The 25,017-nt window shown below is 68.9% G+C and carries 19 protein-coding genes; 15 read left to right on the top strand and 4 right to left on the bottom strand.

Annotated features, from left to right (window positions below; translation table 11 throughout):
- The first annotated feature begins 6 nt into the window (after positions 1-6).
- The 4 genes from RJ03_RS22075 to RJ03_RS22060 all read left to right on the top strand — a co-directional run bounded on the left by RJ03_RS22075 (position 7) and on the right by RJ03_RS22060 (position 3,013).
- Positions 7-1,287, top strand: a complete 1,281-nt coding sequence (locus RJ03_RS22075; RefSeq protein ID WP_245552357.1) for a S1C family serine protease — start codon at positions 7-9, stop codon at positions 1,285-1,287.
- A 98-nt stretch (positions 1,288-1,385) separates the two neighbouring features.
- A complete protein-coding gene (locus RJ03_RS22070) occupies positions 1,386-1,880 on the top strand; it encodes a MogA/MoaB family molybdenum cofactor biosynthesis protein (protein WP_081879443.1) in 495 nt (164 codons plus the stop codon).
- Positions 1,881-1,887: 7 nt separating this feature from the next.
- Positions 1,888-2,109 carry a hypothetical protein gene (locus tag RJ03_RS22065; protein ID WP_036505459.1) on the top strand — a complete coding sequence of 74 codons (222 nt, stop codon included), beginning with the start codon at positions 1,888-1,890 and terminating at the stop codon, positions 2,107-2,109.
- Positions 2,110-2,317: 208 nt separating this feature from the next.
- Positions 2,318-3,013, top strand: coding sequence for an MspA family porin (locus tag RJ03_RS22060; RefSeq protein ID WP_036505527.1), 696 nt, complete (start codon positions 2,318-2,320; stop codon positions 3,011-3,013).
- 31 nt (positions 3,014-3,044) lie between these two features.
- Here RJ03_RS22060 and mscL read toward each other — a convergent pair whose 3' ends face one another.
- The 4 genes from mscL to RJ03_RS22045 form a co-directional block, all read right to left on the bottom strand.
- Positions 3,045-3,500, bottom strand: coding sequence for a large conductance mechanosensitive channel protein MscL (mscL, locus tag RJ03_RS22055; protein WP_036505457.1), 456 nt, complete (start codon positions 3,498-3,500; stop codon positions 3,045-3,047).
- A gap of 144 nt (positions 3,501-3,644) precedes the next feature.
- A complete protein-coding gene (cpaB, locus tag RJ03_RS22050; protein WP_083871255.1) occupies positions 3,645-4,379 on the bottom strand; it encodes a Flp pilus assembly protein CpaB in 735 nt (244 codons plus the stop codon).
- A gap of 159 nt (positions 4,380-4,538) precedes the next feature.
- Positions 4,539-4,859 carry an FmdB family zinc ribbon protein gene (locus RJ03_RS36195; protein WP_083871254.1) on the bottom strand — a complete coding sequence of 107 codons (321 nt, stop codon included), beginning with the start codon at positions 4,857-4,859 and terminating at the stop codon, positions 4,539-4,541.
- Positions 4,860-4,992: 133 nt separating this feature from the next.
- Positions 4,993-5,688, bottom strand: coding sequence for a 5-formyltetrahydrofolate cyclo-ligase (locus RJ03_RS22045; protein ID WP_036505455.1), 696 nt, complete (start codon positions 5,686-5,688; stop codon positions 4,993-4,995).
- Between the two features lie 224 nt (positions 5,689-5,912).
- Between RJ03_RS22045 and RJ03_RS22040 the strand changes: the two genes are divergently transcribed.
- The 11 genes from RJ03_RS22040 to RJ03_RS35165 all read left to right on the top strand — a co-directional run bounded on the left by RJ03_RS22040 (position 5,913) and on the right by RJ03_RS35165 (position 25,016).
- Entirely contained in the window at positions 5,913-6,866 is a 954-nt protein-coding gene (locus RJ03_RS22040) for a UTP--glucose-1-phosphate uridylyltransferase (RefSeq protein WP_036505453.1), read from the top strand.
- Between the two features lie 68 nt (positions 6,867-6,934).
- The gene (gene glp, locus RJ03_RS22035) at positions 6,935-8,188 is read left to right on the top strand and encodes a molybdotransferase-like divisome protein Glp (protein WP_036505452.1); all 1,254 of its coding nucleotides are present in this window, start codon (positions 6,935-6,937) and stop codon (positions 8,186-8,188) included.
- Positions 8,189-8,197: 9 nt separating this feature from the next.
- Positions 8,198-8,848 (top strand): GNAT family N-acetyltransferase, encoded by a 651-nt coding sequence (locus RJ03_RS22030; protein WP_036505451.1) that lies wholly within the window; start codon positions 8,198-8,200, stop codon positions 8,846-8,848.
- A 229-nt stretch (positions 8,849-9,077) separates the two neighbouring features.
- Complete coding sequence (gene sepX / locus RJ03_RS22025; protein ID WP_036505449.1) at positions 9,078-10,313, top strand: divisome protein SepX/GlpR; 1,236 nt, start codon at positions 9,078-9,080, stop codon at positions 10,311-10,313.
- 499 nt (positions 10,314-10,812) lie between these two features.
- Positions 10,813-11,778, top strand: a complete 966-nt coding sequence (locus RJ03_RS22020) for a ribonucleotide-diphosphate reductase subunit beta (protein ID WP_036505448.1) — start codon at positions 10,813-10,815, stop codon at positions 11,776-11,778.
- A 24-nt stretch (positions 11,779-11,802) separates the two neighbouring features.
- Positions 11,803-12,060, top strand: a complete 258-nt coding sequence (locus RJ03_RS22015) for an acyl carrier protein (protein WP_036505447.1) — start codon at positions 11,803-11,805, stop codon at positions 12,058-12,060.
- Positions 12,030-13,688 carry an AMP-binding protein gene (locus RJ03_RS22010; RefSeq protein WP_051025072.1) on the top strand — a complete coding sequence of 553 codons (1,659 nt, stop codon included), beginning with the start codon at positions 12,030-12,032 and terminating at the stop codon, positions 13,686-13,688. The genes RJ03_RS22015 and RJ03_RS22010 overlap by 31 nt, the downstream gene beginning before the upstream one ends.
- 2 nt (positions 13,689-13,690) lie before the next feature.
- A complete protein-coding gene (locus RJ03_RS22005) occupies positions 13,691-14,836 on the top strand; it encodes an acyltransferase (RefSeq protein ID WP_036505446.1) in 1,146 nt (381 codons plus the stop codon).
- 15 nt (positions 14,837-14,851) lie between these two features.
- On the top strand, positions 14,852-15,676 hold the full coding sequence (locus RJ03_RS22000) for a class I SAM-dependent methyltransferase (protein ID WP_083871252.1): 825 nt from the start codon (positions 14,852-14,854) through the stop codon (positions 15,674-15,676).
- Between the two features lie 9 nt (positions 15,677-15,685).
- Positions 15,686-17,482: a carbamoyltransferase family protein gene (locus RJ03_RS21995; RefSeq protein ID WP_036505443.1), complete on the top strand. Its 1,797-nt coding sequence runs from the start codon at positions 15,686-15,688 to the stop codon at positions 17,480-17,482.
- A 16-nt stretch (positions 17,483-17,498) separates the two neighbouring features.
- Positions 17,499-25,016 carry an amino acid adenylation domain-containing protein gene (locus RJ03_RS35165; protein WP_051025071.1) on the top strand — a complete coding sequence of 2,506 codons (7,518 nt, stop codon included), beginning with the start codon at positions 17,499-17,501 and terminating at the stop codon, positions 25,014-25,016.
- Position 25,017 lies beyond the last annotated feature (1 nt).

Genomic DNA, 25,017 nt, shown 5'->3' with positions numbered 1-25,017 from the left:
GCGCCGATGCCGCCGTACAACCCGTACGCCGCGGGACACGCCTCGGGCCCGGGCTATCAGCAGCCGGGCTCGTACCCCTCCGGCACGCCCTACGCCACCGGCCAGCACCGCGCCGGTGAACCGTATCCCGCCGGTCCGGGCGCCGATTCCACCGGTGCCTACGCCGGGACTCCGCGCCGCCGCGGCCGCGCGGGGTTGCTGGCCGGCGCCGTCGTCCTGGCGCTCGTCGCGGGTGGTATCGGCGGTGCGGTCGGCACCCTCGCCACGCGCTCGGACGACAACAACGCTCCGGTCAACAATGCCCTGAACGCGCCCGCGCCGGTCGATCCCGCCTCGGCGAGCGCACCGCCCGGATCCGTGCCCGCGGTCGCGCAGAAGGTCCTGCCCAGCGTCGTGATGATCCGCGTCGCGGGCGCCAAGGCGGAGGGTGAGGGATCGGGTGTGGTGCTGTCCTCGGACGGGCTGATCCTGACCAACAATCACGTCGCCAGCGGTGCCGGCCCCAACGCCAAGATGGAGGTCGCGTTCCAGGACGGCACGACCGCCAACGCCTCGGTCGTCGGCGTCGACCCGGTCTCGGATCTGGCCGTCATCAAGGCGGCCGGTAAGACCAACCTGACGCCGATCGAACTCGGCACCTCGCGCAACCTGATGGTGGGCCAGCCCGTGGTGGCGGTCGGCTCGCCGCTGGGCCTGGCCGGAACCGTCACCACCGGCATCGTGTCGGCGCTCAGCCGCCCCGTGTCGACCAGTGGCGAGGCGGGCTCGCAGGGCACGGTCATCTCCGCGATCCAGACCGATGCCGCGATCAACCCCGGCAATTCCGGTGGCGCGCTGGTCGATACGAACGGCAAGCTGATCGGCATCAACACCGCGATCGCCACCCTCGGCGCCTCGGAGATGCCCGGTTCGCAGAGCGGCTCGATCGGCCTGGGCTTCGCGATTCCGGTCGATCAGGCCCGTCGCGTCGCCGATGAGCTGACCAAGTCCGGCCACGCCACCTATGCTCAGATCGGGATCTCGGTGCGCGCGCAGGACGACGTCAACGGCGCCCGGGTCCTGGACGTGACACCGGACGGTCCGGCCGCCAAGGCGGGCATTCCGTCGGGTGCGATCGTCACCCGGGTCGACGATCAGGTCATCGACTCGGGCAATTCGCTGATCGCCGCCGTGCGGTCGCACCAACCGGGTGACAAGGTGAAGGTCACCTACACCGATCCACAAGGACAGAATCCGAAAACCGTCGAGGTGACCCTCGGCGCCGCACCGGCGGAGGGTGGCCGATGATCCGTGAACCGCGTCCTTTGACAGTGCTCCCGACACCCGACGCCGACGAGCCCGGGGGACCGGAGTGGTTGTCGCCCACGGACGCTACGGTGAGCAACATGGAAATCGATGCTCCCGTTGCGGGCCGGGCACTTGTTGTGGTCGTGGACGATCGAACCGCGCATGGCGGGGTGGACTCGCTGGGGCCACTGGTGACCGAACTGCTCACCGAATTCGGCTTCCTCGTCGACGCCACGGTGTCGGTGGCCGGCGACGAGATCGAGATTCGCAACGCCCTCAACACCGCCGTGATCGGCGGGGTCGACCTGGTGATCTCCGTGGGCGGCACCGGTATGTCGCCGCGCGATGTCACCCCGGAGGCGACCCTCGAGGTGCTCGATCGCGAATTGCCCGGCATCAGCGAGGCGCTGCGTGCCTCCGGACTCGCGGCCGGTTCGCTCGACGCCGGTCTCTCGCGTGGTCTGGCCGGGGTCTCGGGCAGCACCCTGGTGGTCAATCTGCCCGGCACCCGCGATGCCGTGCGCGACGGTATGGCGACGCTCGGCCCGCTGGTGAGCCGGGTCGTCGACGAACTGTCCGGCTTGGCGGAATAATCACGGTATGACCGACCGGCCGGCAAGGGCGCAACCCCCGGGCGATTCGCACTCCGCGGATCGCCCGGCGAAGGGCCGCGCCCGGTCGGCCGCGGAGGCCGCGCGCCTGGCGCGGGTCTTCGGCGAGACGCTGCCGCGCACCAGCAGCGACGAGCGCGCCCCCGACGGTGAGCTCCCCAGCTCCTCGGACGATTGGCTGCGCGCGCAGGTGCCCCCTCATCACGGATAACCCGTGACGTTGATGCCGATATCTGCGGTTATCGGCTGTGTCCCAGATCATGAGGCATTTCACCGTCCGATGTTGGCGGCGGTGAGGCGTGCCGTTTATTGTCCCGTTCGGGCTGCTTCACCTGCGGTTCTCGAGGGCTCCGGATAGGCGCGCGTCGCGCCCCCCGGTGGAGTTCGAGGCCGCCCGCAAGAACCTGATGAGGGGACATATGAATACGACCCGTGCGAACGGCCGGCAGTGGGGTGCGCGCGTCTCGGGCCTCGGCGCCGCCGCGGCCGTAGCGCTCGGCCTGTTCTCCACCGGCGCCGCCAACGCCGACACCTTCGTCGCGCTGCCCGGCGGCGATCTGTCCAAGACGCTGTCCGACGGCACCGTGGTGCACGTCTGGCTGGACGACGAATCCGCGAATATCGAACCGTCGCTCGGCGCGACGCCGTTGCACCGCAATGCGCGGGTCTCCGGCAACGCCCATGTCGAACTGTCCGGCGACACCACCGTCGTGGGCGGCAGCATCTACCCCGGATACACCGTGGGCTGCCAGGTCGACATCTCCGGCGGCGGCGTCGACGGCGGTCCCGGCGCGAGCATGGATTGGAGCGACGGCGAGAACGCCAAGCCGGATGCCGGCGGAAATATCGGCGGCAACCTGACTCTCGGTCCGGGCCAGGCGAAGTCGTTCTACGTCCTCGACACCGAGGAGAAGGACGACTTCGGACAGGACGTGCACAAGACCCGCAACAAGTTCCAGGGTGCCGACGGTTCGGTGGCCTGGTCCGACGAGACCATCGGCCTGACCGGATGTGCCGGTTACGCGCAGGCGCGCGCATTCGTCAGCGTCGAGGTCGAGACCGACAACGTCATCTCCTGGGTGACGCTGTGGGGCAAGGCGTTCAGCCTGGGCTGAGCTGTCCGGATATGCGGCAGGGCCGGCGCCGTCACCGGCTCCGCTGCGTATCTCCCTGTCGGCGTAGGGAATCGACGTCGGCGAACTCGTGCCGGCCGCCGGCGCTCTTGCTGCCCTCCGAGAGCAGATCACGGATCTCGGTGAGCAGTGCGACCTCGGTCATCACGGCTTCCTTCTCGGTGCCGTAGCGCTTCATCAGCCGGCCCGCCGGTAGCACCAGAATGAAGTACAGGATCGCCGCGATGAGGATGAAGTTCACCACGGCGGTGACGATGGGGCCGAGTGCGATGAATGTGGACGGTTTACTGGAATCCAGATAGAAGCCCCAGCCGTGTTCGTTCGCGCCGCCGAACACATCCAAGAGGGGATTGACGATTCCGGTCACGATGGCGGTGACGACCGCGGTGAACGCGGTACCGATGACGACCGCGACCGCCAGATCGATCACGTTCCCGCGGAGCAGGAAATCCCTGAAACCTTTCAGCATTGCGGCTCCTGTCTCATCCGGCGTGCCCGGGCCTCGCCGTTCGGTCTGGTCGTGGCATCCGATGCGATTGCTTTCCGCTATCGAATGAGGTACTCGGGATGCTAACGGACAGTTGTGGCAAATGCTTGGCGAACACAGCGAACATCAGTGAAACACCACGGTCAGGGCGGTGTGCAACGAGGCGGCCGCGACAGTGGTCGCATGCCCCGGATCGAGGGCCAGCAGCACGATTCGTTCGGGGGACGCGCGGGTCCGGGAACCGGTGTCGGCCGCACCGGAAATGAGGACGACCGCGGCATCGGTGGCGAGGGTATGTGCGGACGGTGAACGCTCCCGTGGCGCAATCGCCTCCGGATCGCCGTGCGCGCCGGTGTCCTCCGCGGCGACCACGTCCACGCGGTCGCCGGGGCGCAGAATGTCGGCAATCGCGTTGTCCGCCAGACGCATCGGCACGATTCGGGCATTCGGCGTGCCGGCCGCCGCGGCTGCCAGGCGTGGGCCGACGATCCGGAGGTCGGTGAGTATCTCCCCAGCGTGCACAGCCCCGGTCGAGGTCGCGCCGAGCACTGTCGCGGGATCGGTGACGGCGCCTTCCGGTACCGCGTCCGGTGGCAGGTCCGCGTACCGCAGATCCGCGGGAACCAGCACCTGTCCGGGTTGGACGTCCCGTGCCGCGACCACCACCGGTGTGCGGTGCCCCGCTGGATCGCCGCGCAGGGCGACGACGGCTGCCGTGGCGGCCAGTCCGACGGCGGCCAGCCGGCGGATCAGGGTCAGGTCCAGCCAGGGTGGCCGTATCCGGGACAGGAATTCGGTGCCACGAGCATGGCCGAGATCGGTATCGCCGGCGCGTAGCCGATCGAATCGCAAGGTCCGCATACCGGCCACCGTAGGGTCCACGGCAGGACTGTCATCCAGGAAAAGAGCAGGTCAGAACTTTTCTGTGGATAACGGAAAGGCTGTGGACAACTGAGGACGGCACGGCCGGAAGGGGCGTGACCGGCCGGGCGGTGCGTGGCCGCCCGGTGCGGCGATGGGTCAGGCGACGGCGGTGCTGGTCGACGAGGAGGTCGACGACGAACCCGAGCTGCTCGACGAGCTGGACGAACTGCTGGAGCCGGCCGAATCGCTCGACTTGGATTCGCTCGACTTCGCGGCGGGCTCACTGGCCGACGACGAGCCGTTGCGGCTGTCGGTGCGGTAGAAGCCGCTGCCCTTGAAGACGATGCCGACCGAGTTGAACAGCTTGCGCAGCTTGCCGTTGCACTTCTCGCAGGTGGTCAGGGCGTCATCGGAGAACGACTGCACGATGTCGAACTTGTCGCCACACTGCGTGCACTGATACGAGTAAGTAGGCACCTGCGAACCTCCACGGTTTTCGTCTTTTAGCACTCTACAGCCGACAGTGCCAACAGTGCCAATCCGGTCTTGATTCCCATGGTGCTCGTGAGGTCGCACCGGCGCCACCGAGTCCGGGCGCCCGGTGCCCGCTTCATACGCTCGAGTATCGACCGCCGATCTCGCGATCGCCGGCATCGAGCCTGCACAGCCCGGCCTCCGGCAGCAATGCCCACCCCATCCGGCGATCGTGGGGTTCCTCCGGCAGCGCATCCAGCAGTTCCGGGTCTCGAACGACCGCCACCAGACGTGCGTCCGGTCGCGCCGCGGGCAGCGTCCGGTCGTAATACCCGGCGCCTCGCCCCAGCCGCACACCGCGCCGATCGACCGCGAGGGCCGGGATCACGATCACCTCCGGCCATTCGATCGCCGCCACGCCCAACGGCGGCCCGTCGGGCTCGAGCAGTCCGTAGCGGGCGCGCCGCAGCCCCTCGATTCCCGTGTATTCCGACCACCCCAGCGGACCGGGCGGTCCCGTCACGGGGACCATCACTCGAGCCCCCGCGACCCGCAGCGCGTCGAGCATCGCGACCGAACCGGGCTCACCCGCGACCGGGATATACCCCGCCACCCACCGCGAGCCGGGAGCCTCCGAGCCGGATCCTCCCGCCGGGCGGCGATCGTCGCTGTGCGGCCCAGCGCCTCGCGGCCGGTCGATGTCCAGTACCCGCGCCACCGATCGGCTCAGCGCCTCGGCCTCCGCGGCCCTGGTCTCCGGCGGCACCGCCGCCCGGGCGGCCAGCAATTCCGCTCGCCACCGCCCTTTGTCCCGCTGACCGGCGATCTCCACAGGGCTCACCCTAGGTGGGCGAACGGTGAGTTTGCCCGCTCCCGTGTTTCCGGGTGCCCTCGGCGGGGAATCGCTGACCCGACGCGGTACCGCGAACTCGCTGGTGAGGGTTGCTGCCGCACCGTTTCGGTGCGACGGCGCCGCCGCGGCCGCCTAGGCTTCCCAGATGCCGGGCCGGTGTTGAGCCGGTCCGACGACAAGAGCGATGGATAGGGTGTGCACTTATGACAGCTGACGCCGGATCGGAGGCGACGCAGGCCGTGAGTTCCTGCTTCCGCACCGCGGTGGTTCCCGCGGCCGGACTCGGGACACGGTTCCTGCCCGCGACCAAGACCGTGCCGAAAGAGCTGCTGCCGGTGGTGGACACACCCGGTATCGAGTTGGTGGCCGCCGAGGCCGCCGGCTCGGGCGCCCAGCGGCTGGTCATCGTGACCTCGCCCGGAAAGGACGGGGTCGTCGCGCACTTCGTCGAGGATCTGGTGCTGGAGAGCACGCTCGCCGAACGCGGGAAATTCCAGCTGCTGGAAAAGGTGCGCAAGGCTCCCGGCCTGCTCGATGTGACCTCGGTCGTACAGGACGAGCCGCTCGGGCTGGGCCACGCCGTCGCCCAGGCCGAGCAGGCGCTCGATCCCGACGAGGACGCCATCGCGGTATTGCTGCCCGACGACCTGGTGCTGCCCTGCGGCGTCCTCGACGTGATGAGCCGCGTCCGGCGCAAACGCGGCGGCACGGTGCTCTGCGCGATCGACGTCCCGAAGCAGGAGGTCGGCGCCTACGGCGTCTTCGACGTGGAGCCGGTGACCGACAGCACGAACCCCGACGTGCTGCGCGTGGTCGGCATGGTGGAGAAGCCGGCGCTCGAGGAGGCGCCGTCGACCTTCACCGCCGCGGGCCGGTATCTGCTCGATCGCGCGATCTTCGACGCGCTGCGCCGCATCGAGGCGGGTGCGGGCGGTGAACTCCAGCTCACCGACGCCGTATCGCTGCTGATCGCTGAGGGACATCCGGTTCATGTCGTCGTCCACCGTGGGTCGCGCCACGACCTCGGCAACCCTGGCGGTTATCTTCGTGCTGCGGTCGATTTCGCTTTGGAGCGAGACGAATACGGCCCCGCCTTGCGCGAGTGGTTGCAGCGTCGGCTTGCTCCGGATTGGAACCCGCAGCTGATCTCGTCGTGACGGCGGGGTCGGCCGGGTCTCGTCACCGCGGGACCGGGTGATCAGTCGGAGTAAAGGGGAAGGGCGGCATGCGCTCGGTTGAGGACCAGCAGATCAAGGTGACCGCGGCGGCCGTCGCCCCGCGGCCGGTCCGGGTCGCGATTTCCGAGGCCCAGGGTCTGCTGTGCGCCGAGGATGTGGTCACCGAGCGTCCGCTGCCCGGATTCGATCAGGCCGCCATCGACGGATATGCCGTGCGCAGCGTGGATGTGCAGGGCGCCGGCGCCGATATCCGCACCGAGGACGGCGATCCGATCGATCTGACGCTGCCGGTGGTCGGCGAGGTCGCCGCCGGTTCGCGCCAGCCGATCCGGTTGCAGCCGCGGCAATCGGTGCGGATCGACACCGGTGCGCCGCTGCCCACGCTGGCGGATGCGGTGCTGCCGCTGGATTTCACCGACGGCGGCCGGGCCCGGATCAAGATCTACGAGCCGGTCCGGTCCGGCGATTACGTGCGGCGCATCGGTGACGATGTGCAGCCCGGCGATATCGCGGTCCGGGCGGGCACCATCATCGGCGCGGCGCAGGTCGGCCTGCTGGCGGCGGTCGGGCGGGACAAGGTGCTGGTGCATCCGCGGCCGCGGCTGTCGGTCATCTCGATCGGTGGCGAACTGGTCGACATCGACCGCACGCCCGGTCCGGGACAGGTCTACGACGTGAACTCCTACGCCCTGGCCGCCGCCGCCCGCGACGCCGGCGCCGATGTGAATCGGGTCGGCATCGTCAGTGCCGATCCCAAGCGCCTGCGCGATGTGGTCGAGGGACAGCTGGTGCGTTCGGAGGTGGTCGTGATCGCGGGCGCGGTCGGCGGCTGGGCCTCCGATCAGATCCGCGAGGCCCTGGAGGGGCTGGGCGAACTGACCATCGATCGGGTCGCCATGCATCCCGGTTCCGTGCAGGGTTTCGGCCGGCTCGGCCGCGACGAGGTCCCGACGTTCCTCCTGCCGTCGAATCCCGTTGGCGCACTAGTGGTTTTCGAGATCATGGTGCGGCCGCTGATCCGGATCGCGCTGGGGCGCCGGCATCCGATGCGCCGCGTGGTGCGGGCCCGCACGATCATGCCGATCACCTCGATGGAGGGCCGCCGCGGCTATCTGCGCGCCCAGTTGATGCGCGACGAGCAGACCGGTGAGTACCTGGTCCAGCCGCTGGGGGTCAACGGCTCGTCGCATCTGCTCTCGACCCTGGCCGAGGCCAACAGCCTGATCGTCATCGACCCGGAGGTCACCGATATTCGCACCGGTGACGAGGTCCAGGTCGCATTTCTCGCACAGCGCGGGTGATCTGTGGACATGAACGTATTCCGGGCCGCCCAGCATCCCGGCTGGCCCGCCCATCTCGGTCCGGTTCGGGTCGCGGGCGGACGGGTGACCCTGCGCCCGATCCGGCTGCGCGACGCGGCCGCGTGGTCGCGTATCCGCTTGCGCGACCGCGAACATCTGGAGCCGTGGGAACCGACCGGCCGGGGTAGCTGGGAGGCGCGCAATCACGCCTCCAACTGGCCCGCGCTGTGGTCGAGTCTGAAGGCCGAGGCGCGGCGGGGTGCGATGGTGCCGTTGGTGATCGAGGTCGACGGATCCTTCGGCGGCCAGCTGACCATCGGCAACATCGTGCGCGGGGCGCTGCGTTCGGCGTGGATCGGCTACTGGGTCGCCAAGGACGTCGGCGGCCAAGGGGTGGCCACCGCCGCGCTGGCGATGGGCCTGGACCACTGTTTCGGGCCCGTGGGCCTGCACCGGGTGGAGGCGACGGTACGTCCGGAGAATCTGCCCAGCCAGGCGGTCCTGCGCAATGTGGGCTTCCGCGAGGAGGGCACATTGCGGCGCTATCTGGACGTCGACGGCGCGTGGCGGGACCATCTGCTGGTCGCGATGACCGCCGAGGAGGTATCCGGCACGGTCGTCGATCGCCTCATCCGCTCCGGTCGTGCCACGCCGCCGTGAGTGGCCCGGTCACGCGGCGTGTCCCGCGTCGACGCGCCCGGGCCGGGTGATGACCGGCTTGTGACGGGTGGGACGGGTGTGGGCGGCGCGCCTGCGCGATATTCCTGTGACGCCGGATTAACCTACGGACGTCGGTGGTGCGTCCGGTGCCAGGACGGAACAGGTGGCGAGAACCTGCCCAGTGGTCGAGAAGGGACAGTGGTCAGGCGGGGACGGAGGTGGGAGCGCGATGCCGAATTCGATCTTGTGGATCGCGCTGGTCGTGCTCTGGGTCTTCGTGCTGTTCCCGATGCTCGCGGATCGGCATCCGCGAATCCGCCGCACCACGGACGTGGCCCTGGCAACCCGGGTGCTGCATCGAGGCGGTACCAGACGACGTGCGAAGAAAGGGCCGGCCACCGGACATGAGACCGATCCGGACTGGGTGCCGGCCCCTCGGCAGAAAAGGCTTTCCCACGGCGATGATGCGGAGGACCGGATGACGACATCGGCCGATGAGCCCGTCATCGAGGACGACCGGAACGCACCCGGGCGCGCCGAATCGGAGGTGACGCGGGCCCGCCGGAGTGCCGGTGATCCGCCCGGTCGCGCCGACGCGGCCGAGGAACACGCACCCGAAACCCCCGTCGACGCCGCCGATGCCGAGCCGGGCGGCGACGCACGCGGCGACGTCGACGGCACAGCCGAAGGCGAGGGCGACCGTGACCTCGCCGGAGACGCCCACACCGGTGATCCGGACGATGCCGAGGATCGTGAGGAGGCCGACGACGTACCGGCCGCCGCCGAGACCGAGGATCGCCCGCAGACGAGTATGGCCCGTATCCCACCCGCGCCCAGCGCGGTCGTTCCCGCCCGGCGCGGCGACGTGGATCCCGACGACGACCTCGATGACGACCTCGACGACTCCGGCGACCTCGACGACCGCGCCGGCGACGAACCCGGATCGACCGCACGCGATTTCGTCCCGTCCCGGCGTGGCCGCGGCGGGTTCGATCCGGAGGCCGACGCGATCGCGCGCGCGGCCCGGTACCGCTTCCGGCAGCGCACCGCACTCGGATTGATCCTGAGCACACTGCTTTTCGGCGCCTTCGCGATCGTCGTGAGCGCGACCCTGTGGTGGGGGTGTGCGCTCTCGGTGGTGGCGTTCGGGGCCTATCTGGCGTATCTGCGGCGGCAGGTGCGCTTCGAGGAGGACATCCGCCGGCGACGCGCGGCGCGGCTGCCCGGGGCGCGGCAGCGCCCGGCCGCCAACGCCGAACCCGTTGCGCAGGACCAGGTCCGGGCCGAGCGGCGCCCGGGTATGGACCGCGACGCCGCTCGTGCCCTGCGCCGCCGCGCGGTGGTGCTCGACGTCGACGACGAGGACCCGCTGTTCGACCATCTGGAGCATTTCGACGCCGCCGCTGCCCGGGCCACCCGGAACCGGGCGGCAGGTGGCGAAATCCGCCGCGCCGCAGGCGAATAGGAGCCGACAGCCGGTCGACGACGGCCGCCGCATCGTAGCCAGGGGCTGCGATGCGGCGGCCGTTTCGGCGTGCTGGGGCGATTTTTCGCCGCTGCGAGGGGGCGAATCGGCATCTGTGGCTAACTTTCCGCATCCCACTTGGGGGGTGGGGTGTGGTGAACTGTCAGCCGGAATGTGAAACGCCCGTGTCCACTCACCGGGAGTGTCGAGAAGGCGGCTAATTCATAGATAACCTTTTGCCGTTGTGATCTGCCCGTTACGAGTGGCTCGCGGGCTATTTCGGGAGTAAGCTCGGGCACCGTGCAGAATCGCTGTCCACAAGATCGAAGGATTTAATCCTTCCGGTACGGATGCGTGGTCACGGGTATTGACACGCCGCAGCAGGTGAGGACGCTGCGCGTGGGGTAGCTGGGCGGTTGGAAGGGTTGATCGACGTGTATGAAAGCACTCTGCTATCGATTTTCACCGGCCTGCCGTCGTAACAGATCGAGAAATCGCGATGAACAATTCAACGGTCATCGACGAGATCGAGATCGATCTTGCCGAACGGGTGACCGCGCTCGATCTCTATCGCCGCTGGGAAATGCAGCAATGGCAGGCGCAGAGCCTGGAATACGAGCGCGATGCCGAGGGGTGGACCCAGCTGCCGGCCTTCGCGCGGTTGCCGCTGCTGGCCACCCTCGCCCGCTTCCTGATCGGCGAGACGACCGTCACCGAGACCTTGGCGCCGCTGGCCTACGCCGCGCCCGAGGTCGACTACAAGATGTATCTGGCCACGCAGCTGGCCGACGAGGCGCGCCACACCGTCTTCTTCCGGCGCTACCTGTCCTTCCTCTCCGAAACCCTCGGCAACGAGGAGTTATCGCAGGTCAGCGGCGTCGATCGGGTGGGTGACCTGTTCGAGAAGGCGCTCGTGGACGCGGTCGAGCGGGTGCGGGAGGACCCGGCCGACACCGCCGCCTGGTACGAGGGGGTGGTGGTCTACCACCTGCTGGTCGAGGGTGCGGTGGCGATGACCGGTCTGCACACCGTCCTGGGCACCGTGCGGGCGCTGCCGCGCTTCGACATCCTGCGGACCGGCATCACGAATGTCGCTCGTGACGAATCGCGGCATATTTCCTTCGGTGTGCTGGCATTGCGCAACGGAGTCCGCGGCGGATATCGCGAACATATTGTCGAGATGATTCGCGGACATCTTCCGGCGGCGGCCCGGACTCTGGTCGATCCGGAAACCAGGGACCCGTTTCCGCGATTGGTTCCGGTTTTGCAGAAACGCGCCGAGATACTTCACGAACAATGGGAATTCGCGGAGAATTCTCTCGGCCGGAGAATGACGTCGATCGGAATACCGAGCGACATTATCTCGGAACTCACGGAAAATTGGCGGGAATCCTGCGCGGCGGCCGCCGGAGAATATGCCGACATACACGGCGAACCACATCCGATCACGTACCTCGTGCGGTGAACACAGACAATTCGGGAGCATTTCGTGGACGAAAGTGAAGTGCGCGACCAGGTACGGGAACTGGTCCGTCGGCACGCCCCCCAGCCTTCGGCGGAATTGGCCTCCGATGATGTGCTGGCCGAACAGTTGGGTTACGACTCGCTGGCCCTGATCGAACTCGCGCTCGGGCTGCAGGTGCGTTTCGGAATCGACGCCGGCGGTGACTCCGGTGCGACGAATGTGGTGACCGTCGGCGATATCGAGCAGATGGTATGCGACGCGCTGCGGGCGAAACAGCCGTGACGGGCCTGCTCGACTGGCTGGCCTACGACGGCGAGGACCGGGGCTGGACCATCGCCGACGAGGGCGAATGGCGGCGCGTCGGCTACCCCCGGCTGAGTGAGCAGGTGCGGCGGGTGGCCGCGGCCTGTCTCGACGCCGGGGTGCGTCCGGGTGCGGTGGTTTCCATCGTGGAATCGGCCCCGGAACGATTCATGACGAATTTCTTCGGCGTGCTGGCCGCGGGGGCGACACCGAATCCGCTGGCACCGCCGCTACCGCTGCAGAACGAGTCGGCGTATCGGCAGCAACTGTCGGCATTGCTGGCCGCGGCCGCACCGTCGGCGATCATCGTGGCGGAGGAACTCGCCGCGGTGGTTCATCCGGTGCTCGAATCCCTGGGCGAAGTCACGATTGTCGGGACGTCGAATGAGACTCCCGCCGTGACGGAACTGCCGGGTTGCGAGCCCGACCGGATCGGGTTGCTCCAATTCACCTCCGGCAGTAGCGGTTCGCCCAAAGCGGTGCGGGTATCGGTGGCGAATCTGGAGGCCAATTGCGCCGCGATCGATCGGTGGCTGGAGTTTCGGCCGACGGACCGGATCGCCACCTGGCTGCCGCCGTATCACGATATGGGGCTGATCGGCTGCATCATCACGCCGACCATTCTGAATCTGGACATTCAGGCCATGACGCCGATCGATTTCATTCGAGATCCGCTGTCGTGGCTGTCCTGTTTCGGCCGCGACGGTGCGACGATCACGGCGACACCGAACTTCGCGCTGGCGTATCTGCTGCGAAAGATGACCGACGAAGCGTTGGCCGGAATGGATTTCGATCCCTGGCGGGTGATGATCGTGGGCGCCGAACGGATCGATCCGGCGATTCTGCGCGGCTTCGCCGAGCGGCTGGCGCCCTACGGATTCGATTCGCGCACACCGTGTCCCGCCTACGGGCTCGCCGAGGGCACGCTCGCGGTATCCGGTCTGCGGCCCTCGGAGCCGGTGCAGGTCGCCGCGGTGACACCCGACACCGGCGCCGTGGACGGTCCGTTCGACCTGATGGCCGCCCCGCTCGAGGACGGCCGGCGCTGGCTGGTCGGTTGCGGCGCACCGCTGGACGGGGTGACGGTGCGGACCGCGTCGACCGACGAATATGCCGGAGCGCCGGGCGAATTGATCGTCGGTGGTCCGAGCGTCGCTCGGGAGTACCAGACGGCCGAGGGCACTCGCGACCTGTCGCGTGCCGAGGACGGCGCTCTGGCGACCGGTGACGCGGGCCTGCTGGTGGGCGGGCAGTTGTATCCGATCGGCCGGGTCGGCGACGCGGTGAAGGTGCGCGGGCGCACGGTCTATGCCGAGGACATCGAGGCGGCCGTGGTGGAGGCGTTCGGCGTGTCCGCCAATCGGGTGGTCGCGCTGGCCGGCAACGCTTTCGGCGCCGCGCGCGTCGCCGTGCTGGTCGAGGACAAGCCGGTGGAGGCCGTGCGACTGCGGCAGGTCCTGGCCGGGCAGCTCGGAGCGGAGACGTCGCTGCGGTTGTTCATCGGCGACCGGGGACTCATCGCGCGCACCACCAGCGGTAAACCGCGGCGGCGGGTGATGTGGAACCAGTTGCTGCAGGGCGAATTCGACGCCCTGGAGAGGAGTTGACGATGGCGCCGGTACCGCTGTCGACCGTCGACCACATGTGGACGGCGAATATGGCCGGTCCGCTGCAGTTCGTGGTGGAGTTCGGCGAGGTGCTCGACGCCGATCGGATCGTCGAGGCCTATGTCGAGACCGCGCGCGAATTCGTCGGTGCGGACGCGGCACTGGTGCAACTCGACGAGCGCACCCTGGCATTCGACGTCGACGACCCGCGCCCCGCGATCCGGGCCACGGTCGCCGAATCCACAGTGCCACTGAGCGAATGCCTCGACCCGGTCGAGATCGGAGTGGGCAATGTGCTCGCACGCGGCCGGGTGGTGACCCGCGGCGATCGCACGGCCGTCGGGCTGTCGATGTCGCACGGCCTGGCCGACGGCTACGGCATGTTCTTCTTCCTGGCGGCCTGGGCGGCCCGGGCACGCGGTGCTCGGTTCCTGTCGCCGCGCTGTGACCGCGAGGTGCTGACGCGGCCACAGGCCCGCGGACGCGACAGCGTCGATCCGGATGCGTTGCACCGGGCGGGTTTCGTCATCGTCGAGCCGGATCTGGAACTGCCCGAACTCGACGTCCACACCGGCCGGCTCGATCTCACCGAATGTGAGGCGCAGGCGGAGGTCTCGGGGCTGTCGACCGCGGATCTGGTGGCGGCGGGCCTGTTTCGCGACTACGCGGCGACCAAGGACACCGAGCGAGTGACCCTGGCCTGCCCGGTCGACATCCGTCGCTTCGTCCGCGAGCTGGGCCCCACGTATTTCGGTAACGCGTTCGTGCAGGTGCTGGTCGATGTCGAGACCGAGCGGGTGCGCAACGCCTCGGTTCCGGAGATCGCCGGCTGGGTGCGGGACGCGGTCGCCTCCGCGCCGGAGCGCATCGACGACGCGATCGCCGAACTCGAGGCGTTCCTGCAGGTGCACGGTATCGCTGGGCTCGATCGGGTGTGGGGATATCCGCCGCGGTCGGGCTTCCTGGTCAGCAATCTGTCCCGGATCCCCGCCTCCTGGCTGGATTTCGGCGCCGGGCCGCCGGTCGCTCTGGTGACACCGGGCCGCCGGCCGCGCCAGGACGGGGCCTATCTGCTGCCCGATCCGGAGCGGGCACACAGCCTGCAGTGGGCCTCCACGCTCGAGCACGAACCGGCCGCGCGTTCGTAGAGAGACGAATCCGATATGGCTGCAGCGATGACCTACAGCATGGCCGTCGGCGATCGCGACGCGGCGCGCCTGGCCCTGCTGGATCAGCATTACAACCCGAGTTCCCGGGCCTTCCTCGAGTCGGTGGGAGTCTGTGCCGGTGCGACGGTGGCCGATATCGGCTGCGGGCACGGCGCGATGACGGCCTGGCTGGCCGAGCGGGTCGGGCCGGACGGCATCGTCTACGCCGTCGACGCCTCCGCCGAACAACTCGAGATCGCCCGCCGGCTGGTCGGGGATCTGCCGCAGGTGCGTTACGTGCACGCGCGCATCGAGGACGCACCGCTGGAACCCGGCTCGGTCGACTGGGTGTACAGCCGCTTCCTGCTGATGCACGTGGCCGACGCCGCCGCCGCGCTCACCGCGATGGAGCGCATGCTCGCCGACGACGGTGCGCTGCTGCTCGAGATGTCCGACGTCGGGGCACTGCGATTCGTCCCCGCCGACGATCCGGCCGCGGATCTGTGGCGGCAGTGGTGGTTCGCCCTCGGCCGGGCGCGCGGCGCCGCACACGACATCTACGACCGCACTCCGCAGCTGCTCACCGAGGCCGGCTTCATCATCGCGCGCCGTGACCGCTTCCAGCCGGTATCGGCGATGCCGGAGGCGAAGATGTTGCACGCCTTGGGTTTCGAGCAGTGCGTGCCCGCCTACCTGGAACACGCCGGCGCCGACCCGGCGGCCATCGATGCCCATCGCGCCTTCCTGCGGCGCGTCGTCCCGGATACCGACATCGCCGTCGAACTGTATGCGACCAGCCAGTATTTCGCCCGCAAACGTCCGCGGGCACGAAGATTGTGAGCCTTCGCCATGGTGAGAACACCAGCCGCGCAACCGAAGTCGATCATGGGGATCAGCGGTCTGCACAACAGTGTGCCGTTCAAGCAGGCCCGCTTCCCGGGACTGGACTGGCGGGACTATCGCATCACCCAGGGCTTCGATTCCGCGGCGGCGCTGTTGCACGAGGGCGAGCTGGTCAGCGCGGTCGCCGAGGAGCGGTTCACCGGCGAGAAGGCGACCGGCGCCTTTCCCGAACACGCCATCCGTTTCGGCTGTGAGCGGGCCGGGATCTCGGTCGATGCGCTCGACGTCCTGGCGCACGGTTTCTCCTACGAGCCGCTGCGCGCCGAATTCGACCACAGTGAACTCGGGCGCGCGCGCTTCCGTGAGGTCTTCGCCCGCCAGGTGCTGCTGGACACACTCGCGGAAACCTTCGGCGGTGACTGGGACGACCGGCTGGTGCAGGTACCGCATCACCTGGCCCACGCGGCCAGCACGTTCTATCCGAGCGGATTCGATTCGGCGCTGATCCTGGTGGCCGACGGCATGGGAGAGCAGCACAGCGCGACCGTCGCGCTCGGAACGGATGCGGGCATCGAACCGATCGCGACGGTCTCGGAGCTGAATTCCCTGGGAATTCTCTACGGCGTCTTCACCTACTATCTGGGCTTCGCGTTCGGCCTCGACGAATACAAGATCATGGGGCTGGCGCCCTACGGTGACCACCGCAAACACTTCGCGGCGATGATGGATCTCATTCATCTGCGGCCGGACGGTACCTTCACGATTCCCATCCTGTACCGCAACGAAACCGATCTGGACCGGGAAACCTACCGCGGCACACTGAAAGCCGTCGAGGAGATCTTCGGACCGGCCCGCGGCCCCGAGGACGAACTGACCGACCACCACCGCGATATCGCGGCCGCCCTGCAGGCGGCGCTCGAGGCGACGCTGCTGCATACGCTGCGCCACTTCCGCAAACAGACCGGTGCGAAGAATCTGTGCATGGCCGGCGGGGTCGCGCTCAACTGCACGGCGAACGGCGTGATTCTGCGCAGCCGCCAGTTCAAGCGCATGTTCATCCAGTCCGCGGCCGGTGACGACGGCACCGCGCTGGGTGCCGCGCTGTACGTTCACCATCAGCGTGAGCAGGCCGCCCCGATCGCGGGCATCGAGACCCCGCTGAACGGCCCGGAATATTCCGACGACGAGATCGCGGCGGCGCTGGCGAGTCGGACCGATTGCACCGCAACGCGATTCGACGACTTCGCGGCGCTGGCCGGGGAACTGGGCCGCCGGTTGGCCGCCGGGCAGATCGGGGCACTGTTCCAGGGGCGCCTGGAGTACGGTCCGCGAGCCCTGGGCAATCGCAGCATCCTCGGTGACCCGCGCCATCCGCGGATGCGCGACATCATCAACGCGAAGGTGAAGAAGCGGGAGGGCTTCCGGCCCTTCGCCCCCGCGGTCCTCGACGAGTACGCGACCACGTATTTCGACATCAAGGACACCGAGATCGACACCTACGCCTGGATGTTGTTCATCACCTCGGTGCGGCCGGAATTCCGCGAGGGGTTGCCGGCGGTCACCCATGTCGACGGATCGGCCCGGGTACAGACGGTGTCGCGGGACCGCAACGAACGGTTCTGGACGGTGATCGACGCCTTCCGGCACGAAACCGGTACGCCGATCCTGCTGAACACCTCGTTCAACGTGAAGGGCCAGCCGATCGTGTGCACGCCGGGCGAGGGCCTCGACACCTTCGTCACCGCCGGACTGGACGTGCTGGCCATCGGCAATTACCTGGTAGAGCCGGTTCGCGCCGGATAAGTGGGATCGAGTTACTGTGCAAGCCGACTTTCTTCCCGGCGTCCTCGCCATCGCCACCGATTTCCGCCGCGCACCGGTGCAGCGATATCTGCGTGCCCGGGAGGAGTATCGTCCCGGCGCGCCGGGTCCGGCGGTGGCGGCGCTGGTCGCCCTGATCCACAGGTATTCCGGACACGCCGAGGTCACACTCGGTGTGATTGCGCCAGAGGATGATTCACCGATTCCGCTGCGGATCGCCGTCGAACCGGATCGCACGGCGGAAGCGCTGGCCGTCGAGGTCGACGACGCCCGGTCGCGGCTGGTGGCCGCACGCGCCGGCTTCGACATCGACGAGTTGATCGGGAAACTCTGCCCCACACCGATCTTCGATCGTCATCCGCTGTTCCAGATCGCCTACTGCGAGGTCACCGGCGACCACGATCCGGACGCGGTGGAGGATGCGCTCGAGGCCGTCGTCGGCTGCGATCTGGTCTTCGTCGACGATCGCGGCGCCAATGAACTGCGCTGCGAATACGACGCCGAACTGTTCGAGCCGCAGACGGTGCGCCGGCTCCTCGCGCAGTGGGCGCTGCTGATCGACGCGTTCACCGCCCATCCGGATACCGCGCTCGCGGCCCTGCCGATGCTGCCGGACGACGACCGGGCGGCCCTCGACGAGTGGTCGACCGGGCCGCTGGTGGCCCGCCCCGCGACCACCCTGCACGCACTGATCGCCGAACGAGCGGCGCGCCGGCCGGACAGGCCCGCGGTGATTTCCGAGGCGGGCACGCTGAGTTACGGCGAACTCGACGACCGCGCCGCGCGGGCCGCCGGATATCTGAGCGCCGTGGGTGTGCGGCCCCGGCAGATCGTCGCGCTGTGCCTGCGGCGCTCGCCCCGGGTACCGGTGCTGGCGCTGGGCGTCATGAAGGCCGGTGCGGCCTATCTGCCGCTGGATCCCGCGGATCCGGATGCGCGGCTGGCGACGATCCTCGCGGATTCCGGTGCGTCGGTGGTGCTGTGCGACGACGCCGACATCGCCGGACGCTTATCGGTCGAGGGCGTCACGGCGATCGATCTGGATGCGGTATGGGACGACCTGGAACAGGTCGAGCCCGCGCCCGCGCGGGTCGGCGCGCCGACGGATCTGGCCTACGTCATCTACACCTCCGGCTCGACCGGCCGGCCCAAAGGTGTGCTGATCGAACACGCGGCGATCTGTAATCGCCTGCTGCACGACGCGATTCGCATCGACGAATCGGATCGGGTGCTGCAGAAGACACCGCTGACCTTCGACGTCTCGGTGTGGGATCTGTTCTATCCGCTGGTGCACGGCGCGCAGTCGGTGCTGTGCGATGCGGAGGGACACCGGGATTCGCGCTACCTGCTGGAAACCATTCGCGCGCAGAGGATCACCGTCGCTCACTTCGTGCCCTCGATGTTGCGCACGTGGCTGGCCGAGCCGGGAGTCGAGGCGTGCACCTCGCTGCGCTATGTGACCACCAGCGGTGAGGCGCTGCCCGCGGATGTGGCCGCCGAATTCCATCGGCTGCTGCCGGATACCGCGCTCTGCAACTATTACGGACCGACCGAAGCGGCCGTCGACGTCACCTGGGAACAGATACTTCCGGGATCGGCGGTCACCCTCGGCCGGCCGATCGAGAACGTGCGCGCCGTCGTCCTGGACGCGGCGGGACACCCTGTACCCGTGGGAGTTCCGGGTCAGCTGCATCTGGCCGGAGTCTGCCTGGCGCGCGGCTACGTCGATCCCGCCGACGAGACTGGCCGCTTCGTGGCCGACCGGCGGACCGGAGAACGGCTGTACGCCACCGGCGATCGGGTGCGGCGGCTGCCGGACGGACGCCTGGAATACCTCGGCCGGGCCGACCATCAGCTGAAATTGCGTGGCCTGCGCATCGAGGCCGGTGAAGTCGAGGCGGTGTTGCGCACCGCCGACGGGGTGCGCGAGGCCGTGGTCACGGTCTTCGGTGATGATCCGCAGCGCAGCGAACTGGTCGGCTACGTGAGCTCCGCGCACGACGCGGAGGTCGACGCCGAGGTGTTGCGTGAGCATGCCCGTGCGCTGCTGCCTGCCTATATGGTTCCGTCGAGATTCGTTGTGCTCGAAGAGTTTCCGCGCAATGCCGCCGGGAAGATCGACCGCAGGAGTTTGCCCGCACCCGGCACGACGGTGCCCAGTGCAACCACGGCGTCAGCGAACGAACTCTCCGATGCGATAGCGGCGGTGTGGGCGCGAGTGCTCGAATGCGACTCGGTCCCCGCCACCGCGAATTTCTTCGATCTCGGCGGCAATTCACTGCTCGTCGCCCGGGTGCACCTGGCCTTGGAAGAGGCACTCGGCATCTCGATCGCGCGCACGGACCTTTTCCGCTATCCGACCGTGGCCTCACTGGCCGCTGCCCTCGCCGGCTCGGTGGCCGCCCGAGACGTGGCCGACGAGGCCGCCGACCACAGCGGCCCGTTCGCGGTGATCGGGATGGCCGTGCGCGTGCCGGGCGCGGCCGATCTCGACGAATTCTGGGATGTCATCGCGGGGGCGCGCACGACGATGACCGAACTCGACGACGAGCAACTCCGGGCCGCGGGCGAATCGGCCGAGCGCATGGCCGCGCCGAATTACGTGCGCACCGCGGCGCTCCTGGACGATGTCGCCGGATTCGACGCCGACTACTTCGGCTTCACCGCCCGCGAGGCTCAGGTCACCGATCCGCAGCACCGGCTGCTGCTCGAATGCGCGGTCGAGGCGCTCGAACACGCGGGCTACGGTGGTGCGCCGCAGCGGCCGCGCACCGGGGTGTTCGTGGGCGGACTGCCCAGCAGCTACTTCCATCGCTATTTCGCCGACGACTTCACCCGGCTGCCCTCCACCCAGCACTACCAGATCAAGGTGGGCAACGAACCGGACTTCCTGCCCACCTCGATCGCCTACCGTCTCGACCTGCACGGACCTGCCGTCACCGTGCAGAGCGCGTGTTCGACCTCGCTGGTCGCGGTCCATCTGGCCTGCCAATCCATCGGCCGCGGCGAATGTGAGATCGCAGTGGCCGGTGGCGTCGCCGTGCGCGTGCCGGATCGGGTCGGGTACCTGCATCAGGAGGGGATGGTCGCCTCGCCCGACGGGCACTGCCGCGCCTTCGACGAACAGGCCGGCGGCACCATCTTCGGCAACGGTGCGGGCGTGGTCGTCCTCAAACGTCTCGACGACGCGGTGCGTGACGGTGACCGGATCTTCGCCGTGGTGCGCGGCACCGCGATCAACAACGACGGCGCGGCGAAGGTCGGCTTCACCGCGCCGAGTGTCGACGGGCAGGTCGAGGTCATCCGCCGGGCCCACCGGGTGGCCGGGATCGTGCCCGCGCAGATCGGATACGTCGAGGCACACGGAACGGCCACTCCGATGGGCGATCCGATGGAGATCGCCGCGCTCACCGAAGCTTTCGGGGGCCCGCGCGAGGATCGGTGCGACGTCGGTTCGGTGAAGGCCAATATCGGCCATCTCGATACCGCCGCCGGAATAGCGGGATTCGTCAAAGCCGTGCTGGCATTGGATCACGCGGTTCTGCCGGGACTGGCGAATCTGGAGCGGCCCAGTAGCCGGATCCCGTGGTCCGAGACGCCGTTCCAGGTTTCGCCGCGGTCGCGGGCGTGGCCGTCGGATCGGCCGCGGATCGCCACCGTGTCGGCGTTCGGCATCGGCGGCACCAACGCGCACGCGGTGCTCGAGGCCGCGCCGCCGCGCGCCGCCACCGACTTACCCGCGGGCTGGACCGGCCTGTTCCGGTTGTCGGCGCGTTCCGATGCGGCCCTGCGCGACCTGGCGCAACGCTATGTCGATCGGCTGACCGACGATACCGCCGTCGAAGATATCTGCTACACAACAGGTTTCGGTCGCGAGCAGCACGAGCGTCGAGTAGCCGCGGTGATCTCCTCGCTGCCCGAGTTGCGGGCGGCGCTGGCGGCGTACCTGCGTGGGGAACCAGCAGCGGCATTGTTCACCGGGGCGGAACAGCATGCGGACCGGCGGCTGAGCCTGGTCCTGGGCGACGCTCCCGAAGCCGGCGTCGACACATTCCTCGACCTGTACGCCGACGATGCGGTGGTGCGGACGGCGCGGGCGGAGGTGACCGCCGCGCTCGGCGGCGCCGAACCCACCGGAGTACAAGCGGATCTGGCCCGGCTGTACGTCCTGGTGCAGGTGTGGCGGGCGTGCGGTCTGCGGTGGGATGCGGTGATCGGTTACGGTACAGGCGAATACGTGGCAGCGGTGATATCCGGCGTCCTGGATCTGACGACCGCGATGCGACACGCCGCCGCCGCGACACCGCTGACGACGGGTGGTGATCGCCGCGAGCTGTGGCTCGTCTCGCAAGCATCGGACGTCGAGTCGTGTGTGACGGCCGCGGGTTGCGATCGGATGCTGGTACTGGGCCGGCGCAGCGATGAACGCGCCCGGCTGCGGCTGGCCGCCGATCGGCACGGGGTGCAGACCGTGCTCGCGGCCGACGGGCCGCACGATTTCCAGCGGACGCTGCTGATCGCTGCGGCGAAACTCTACGCGGGCGGTATGGACATCTGCCCGACGCCGTGGGGCCCGTTCGCCCTGGGGCGCCGAATCCCGCTGCCCACCTACGCCTTCCAGCGCGGCCGCTTCTGGGTCGAACCGGAACGTGCGCTCCGCCGTACCGTCGGCGCCGCCGAGGACGCCGGGCTGCCCGGCCGTGCGGTGGATCTGCCGCTTTCGGAGGAGATCCGCTACGAACGAAGTTTCGCCTGCGACTCCCCGTCGTATGTGACCGATCACCGGCTGTTCGGCACCGCGGTCGTGCCCGGTGCCTCGCATATCGCGATGGTGCTGGCCGCGGCGGCTCGCCACATCGACGGGCCGTGCGCGCTGCGGGACACGTTGTTCCTCAATCCGTTCGCCGTGTCCGACGGCGGGAGCCGCCGTGCGCAGTTGGTGCTGCGCCCGAACGGTTCGGGCTGGGACGTGACCCTCGTGGCGGAGGAGGAATCCGGTGCGGGCGCGGCCTGGCCGGCGCTGTTCCGCACCGCACTGGACAGCGCTCCCGCCGAATCGGATTCGACCTTCGGTGCTGCCGATCGCGGCGATGTTCTCGCCCGCTGTCCACAGGAGCTGTCCGGACTCGAGTTCTATCGGGACGTCTGGGTGCCGGGGCTCGACACCGGGAACTCCTTCCACTGGATCGAGACCATCTGGCGCGGCGACAACGAGGCACTGTGCCTGACCACCCGCCCCGAGGGTGTGGAGATCGGACCGGAACCGTTGCACGCGGGGCTGGTCGAAGCCGCGTTCCAGGTGCTCAACAGCTGCTGGAAATACGACAACGCGCTGCTGCGGGCACAGGAGAACATCTACGTTCCGTTCAGTATCGACCGCTACTACTTCTCCGGTCGCCGCACCGAGGGCCCGCTGTGGATCCACGCCCGATTGGCGGGCGGGCACGGCGCGGGGGACGAGGCGTTCACCGCGCATATCCGGATGTACGACGTCACCGGCGAATTGGTGGTCGCCGTGGACGGATTCGAATCGCGGCGCATCAGCCGCGCGCAGGTGGAGCGGGCGCTCGCCCACAAGACGGCCGATATCACCCACGAACAGCACTGGCAGCGCACCGTGGCGGCCGGGACGGGCGCCGAGCCGGTGTCGCTGCTGGTGGTCGACGACGAACCCGACCGGTTGAGCCGGTTCGCGCGGGTGCTGCGCGAGCGGGCGATTCCGGCCGTGACCGTGCTGATCGGCACGGAGGTACCGCCGGGAGCGGGCATCACCCGCCACACCACCACCGATGCCGAAATAGGGGCGTGGCCGGCGGAATTCGCCGCGGCTGACCGTCGCGGCTTCGTCGACCTACGCGGCCTGTCCGCGACGGACGGTGAGAGCGCGCAGTTCGTCGGCGAGGCCGCCCAGCGGTGTGCCGCGGCCGTGCGACCGCTACCGGCGCTGGCGTCCGAACGCGTCCGCGTATGGTGGCCGACTCGTGGCGCTCAGCCGGTGACCGGCGACGCCGACGTCACCGATCCGGCCGCGACCATGCTGTGGGGTATCGCCACGGTCGTGCGTCGCGAGTATACGGAATTGCAGTGCAGCACAGTCGATCTGGACGACGACTCCGATTCTTCGCTGGCGCGTCTGGCAGAAGAGATCCACCGGTGGTCGCCGGAGATGCGGATCGCGCATCGCGGGCAGGATCGCTACGTCGCGCGCCTTCGCCGTGCACATCCGGGGACGGATGTGCGGATCCGGTCCGATCGCAGTTATCTTGTCACGGGTGGTCTGCGGGGCATCGGCCCGCGCGTGGCGCAGCTGCTGGCCGAACAGGGCGCGGGCCACCTCGTACTCGTCGGCCGCGCCGCCCCCGATCCGGAGACCGCGCAGCTGCTGGACGAGATCCGCGACGGTGGTTGCCCGGTCACCGTGCATACCGCCGATATCGGCGCCGAGTCGCTCGCCGGCGTGGTCGCCGCCGCGCCGCATCCGCTCGGCGGGATCGTGCACGCGGCCGGTGTGCTGGACGATGCGACGATCGCCGGGCTGGACGCCGGCCGGTTCGAAAAGGTCCTCGCGCCCAAGGTCGGCGGGATTCGTTCGCTGCGCGACATCATCGGCGCGGAAACCGATTTCGTGGTGTGCTTCTCGTCGCTGACGGCGACCGTGGGTGCGGGCGGGCAAGCCAACTACGCCGCGGCCAATGCCTATCTGGACGGGTACGCGTCCGTGCTGCGGGCCCAGGGCATTCCCGCCACCAGCATCGCGTGGGGCCCGTGGGGGGAGATCGGGATGGCGGCCCGTCTCGACGCCGAGGAACGCGAGCGGGCCCGGCTGCGCGGTTATCGCCCGCTCTCACCGGAACAGGGGCTGCGGTTGCTCGCCGGCAATCTGGTCGCAGCCGGACCGACCGTCGTCGCCGCGGATCTGGACTGGCCGAAACTGGCCGCGGCCGCGGGCGGTGACCCGTGGTACGGAAGTATCGCCGCCACCCCCGCCGCTGCCGGACCGGCCGCCTCGCTGCGGGAACGGGTCCTGGCCGCTGCCCGGACCGACCGGCCGGCCCTCGTCCGTGATCTGACGGCCACCGAGGTGAAGGCGGTGCTGGGACTCGACGACGGGCATCTGATCGACCCGGAGGAGGGTTTCACCCGGCTCGGCATGGACTCCCTCGCGGTCGTCGAACTGCGCTCGCGCCTGCAGGACGGTTTCGGACTCGCGTTGCCCGCGACCTTCGGATTCGACTATCCGACCGTCGAGAAAGCGGCCGAATATCTTTCGGCCGCAATCGGTTCCGGGGAAGCGGACGCGCCGGACGCGCCGACCGAGTCGTATTCGGACACAACGGCTTCGAGTGAACCGACCTTGGCCGGGACAACTCCGCCTGTCTCGGGTGCGGCCGCGTCGGCTTCGGCCGAGTCGCCACCGGCCCCGTCGGCCCGGCCCGCGGCACCACCGCCGGAGGACCCGATCGCCGCCGAGCTGGCTCTGCTGGAGGCGGCATTACACAGCGACGCACAGTGGTGAG

This window comes from Nocardia aobensis NBRC 100429 (assembly GCF_000308375.1).
GTDB lineage: Bacteria > Actinomycetota > Actinomycetes > Mycobacteriales > Mycobacteriaceae > Nocardia > Nocardia aobensis.
This window is presented reverse-complemented; position numbering and strand designations above follow the sequence as displayed.

Coding starts and splice junctions, on each gene's coding strand:
- RJ03_RS22010 (WP_051025072.1), top strand. CDS start 12,030: ATGCGACGCGCTGCGGGCGAAACAGCCGTGACGGGCCTGCTCGACTGG.
- RJ03_RS22070 (WP_081879443.1), top strand. CDS start 1,386: ATGGAAATCGATGCTCCCGTTGCGGGCCGGGCACTTGTTGTGGTCGTG.
- RJ03_RS22060 (WP_036505527.1), top strand. CDS start 2,318: ATGAATACGACCCGTGCGAACGGCCGGCAGTGGGGTGCGCGCGTCTCG.
- RJ03_RS22000 (WP_083871252.1), top strand. CDS start 14,852: ATGGCTGCAGCGATGACCTACAGCATGGCCGTCGGCGATCGCGACGCG.
- RJ03_RS22030 (WP_036505451.1), top strand. CDS start 8,198: ATGAACGTATTCCGGGCCGCCCAGCATCCCGGCTGGCCCGCCCATCTC.
- RJ03_RS21995 (WP_036505443.1), top strand. CDS start 15,686: ATGGTGAGAACACCAGCCGCGCAACCGAAGTCGATCATGGGGATCAGC.
- RJ03_RS22075 (WP_245552357.1), top strand. CDS start 7: ATGCCGCCGTACAACCCGTACGCCGCGGGACACGCCTCGGGCCCGGGC.
- mscL (WP_036505457.1), bottom strand. CDS start 3,500: ATGCTGAAAGGTTTCAGGGATTTCCTGCTCCGCGGGAACGTGATCGAT.
- cpaB (WP_083871255.1), bottom strand. CDS start 4,379: ATGCGGACCTTGCGATTCGATCGGCTACGCGCCGGCGATACCGATCTC.
- glp (WP_036505452.1), top strand. CDS start 6,935: ATGCGCTCGGTTGAGGACCAGCAGATCAAGGTGACCGCGGCGGCCGTC.
- RJ03_RS22040 (WP_036505453.1), top strand. CDS start 5,913: ATGACAGCTGACGCCGGATCGGAGGCGACGCAGGCCGTGAGTTCCTGC.
- sepX (WP_036505449.1), top strand. CDS start 9,078: ATGCCGAATTCGATCTTGTGGATCGCGCTGGTCGTGCTCTGGGTCTTC.
- RJ03_RS22005 (WP_036505446.1), top strand. CDS start 13,691: ATGGCGCCGGTACCGCTGTCGACCGTCGACCACATGTGGACGGCGAAT.
- RJ03_RS22020 (WP_036505448.1), top strand. CDS start 10,813: ATGAACAATTCAACGGTCATCGACGAGATCGAGATCGATCTTGCCGAA.
- RJ03_RS22065 (WP_036505459.1), top strand. CDS start 1,888: ATGACCGACCGGCCGGCAAGGGCGCAACCCCCGGGCGATTCGCACTCC.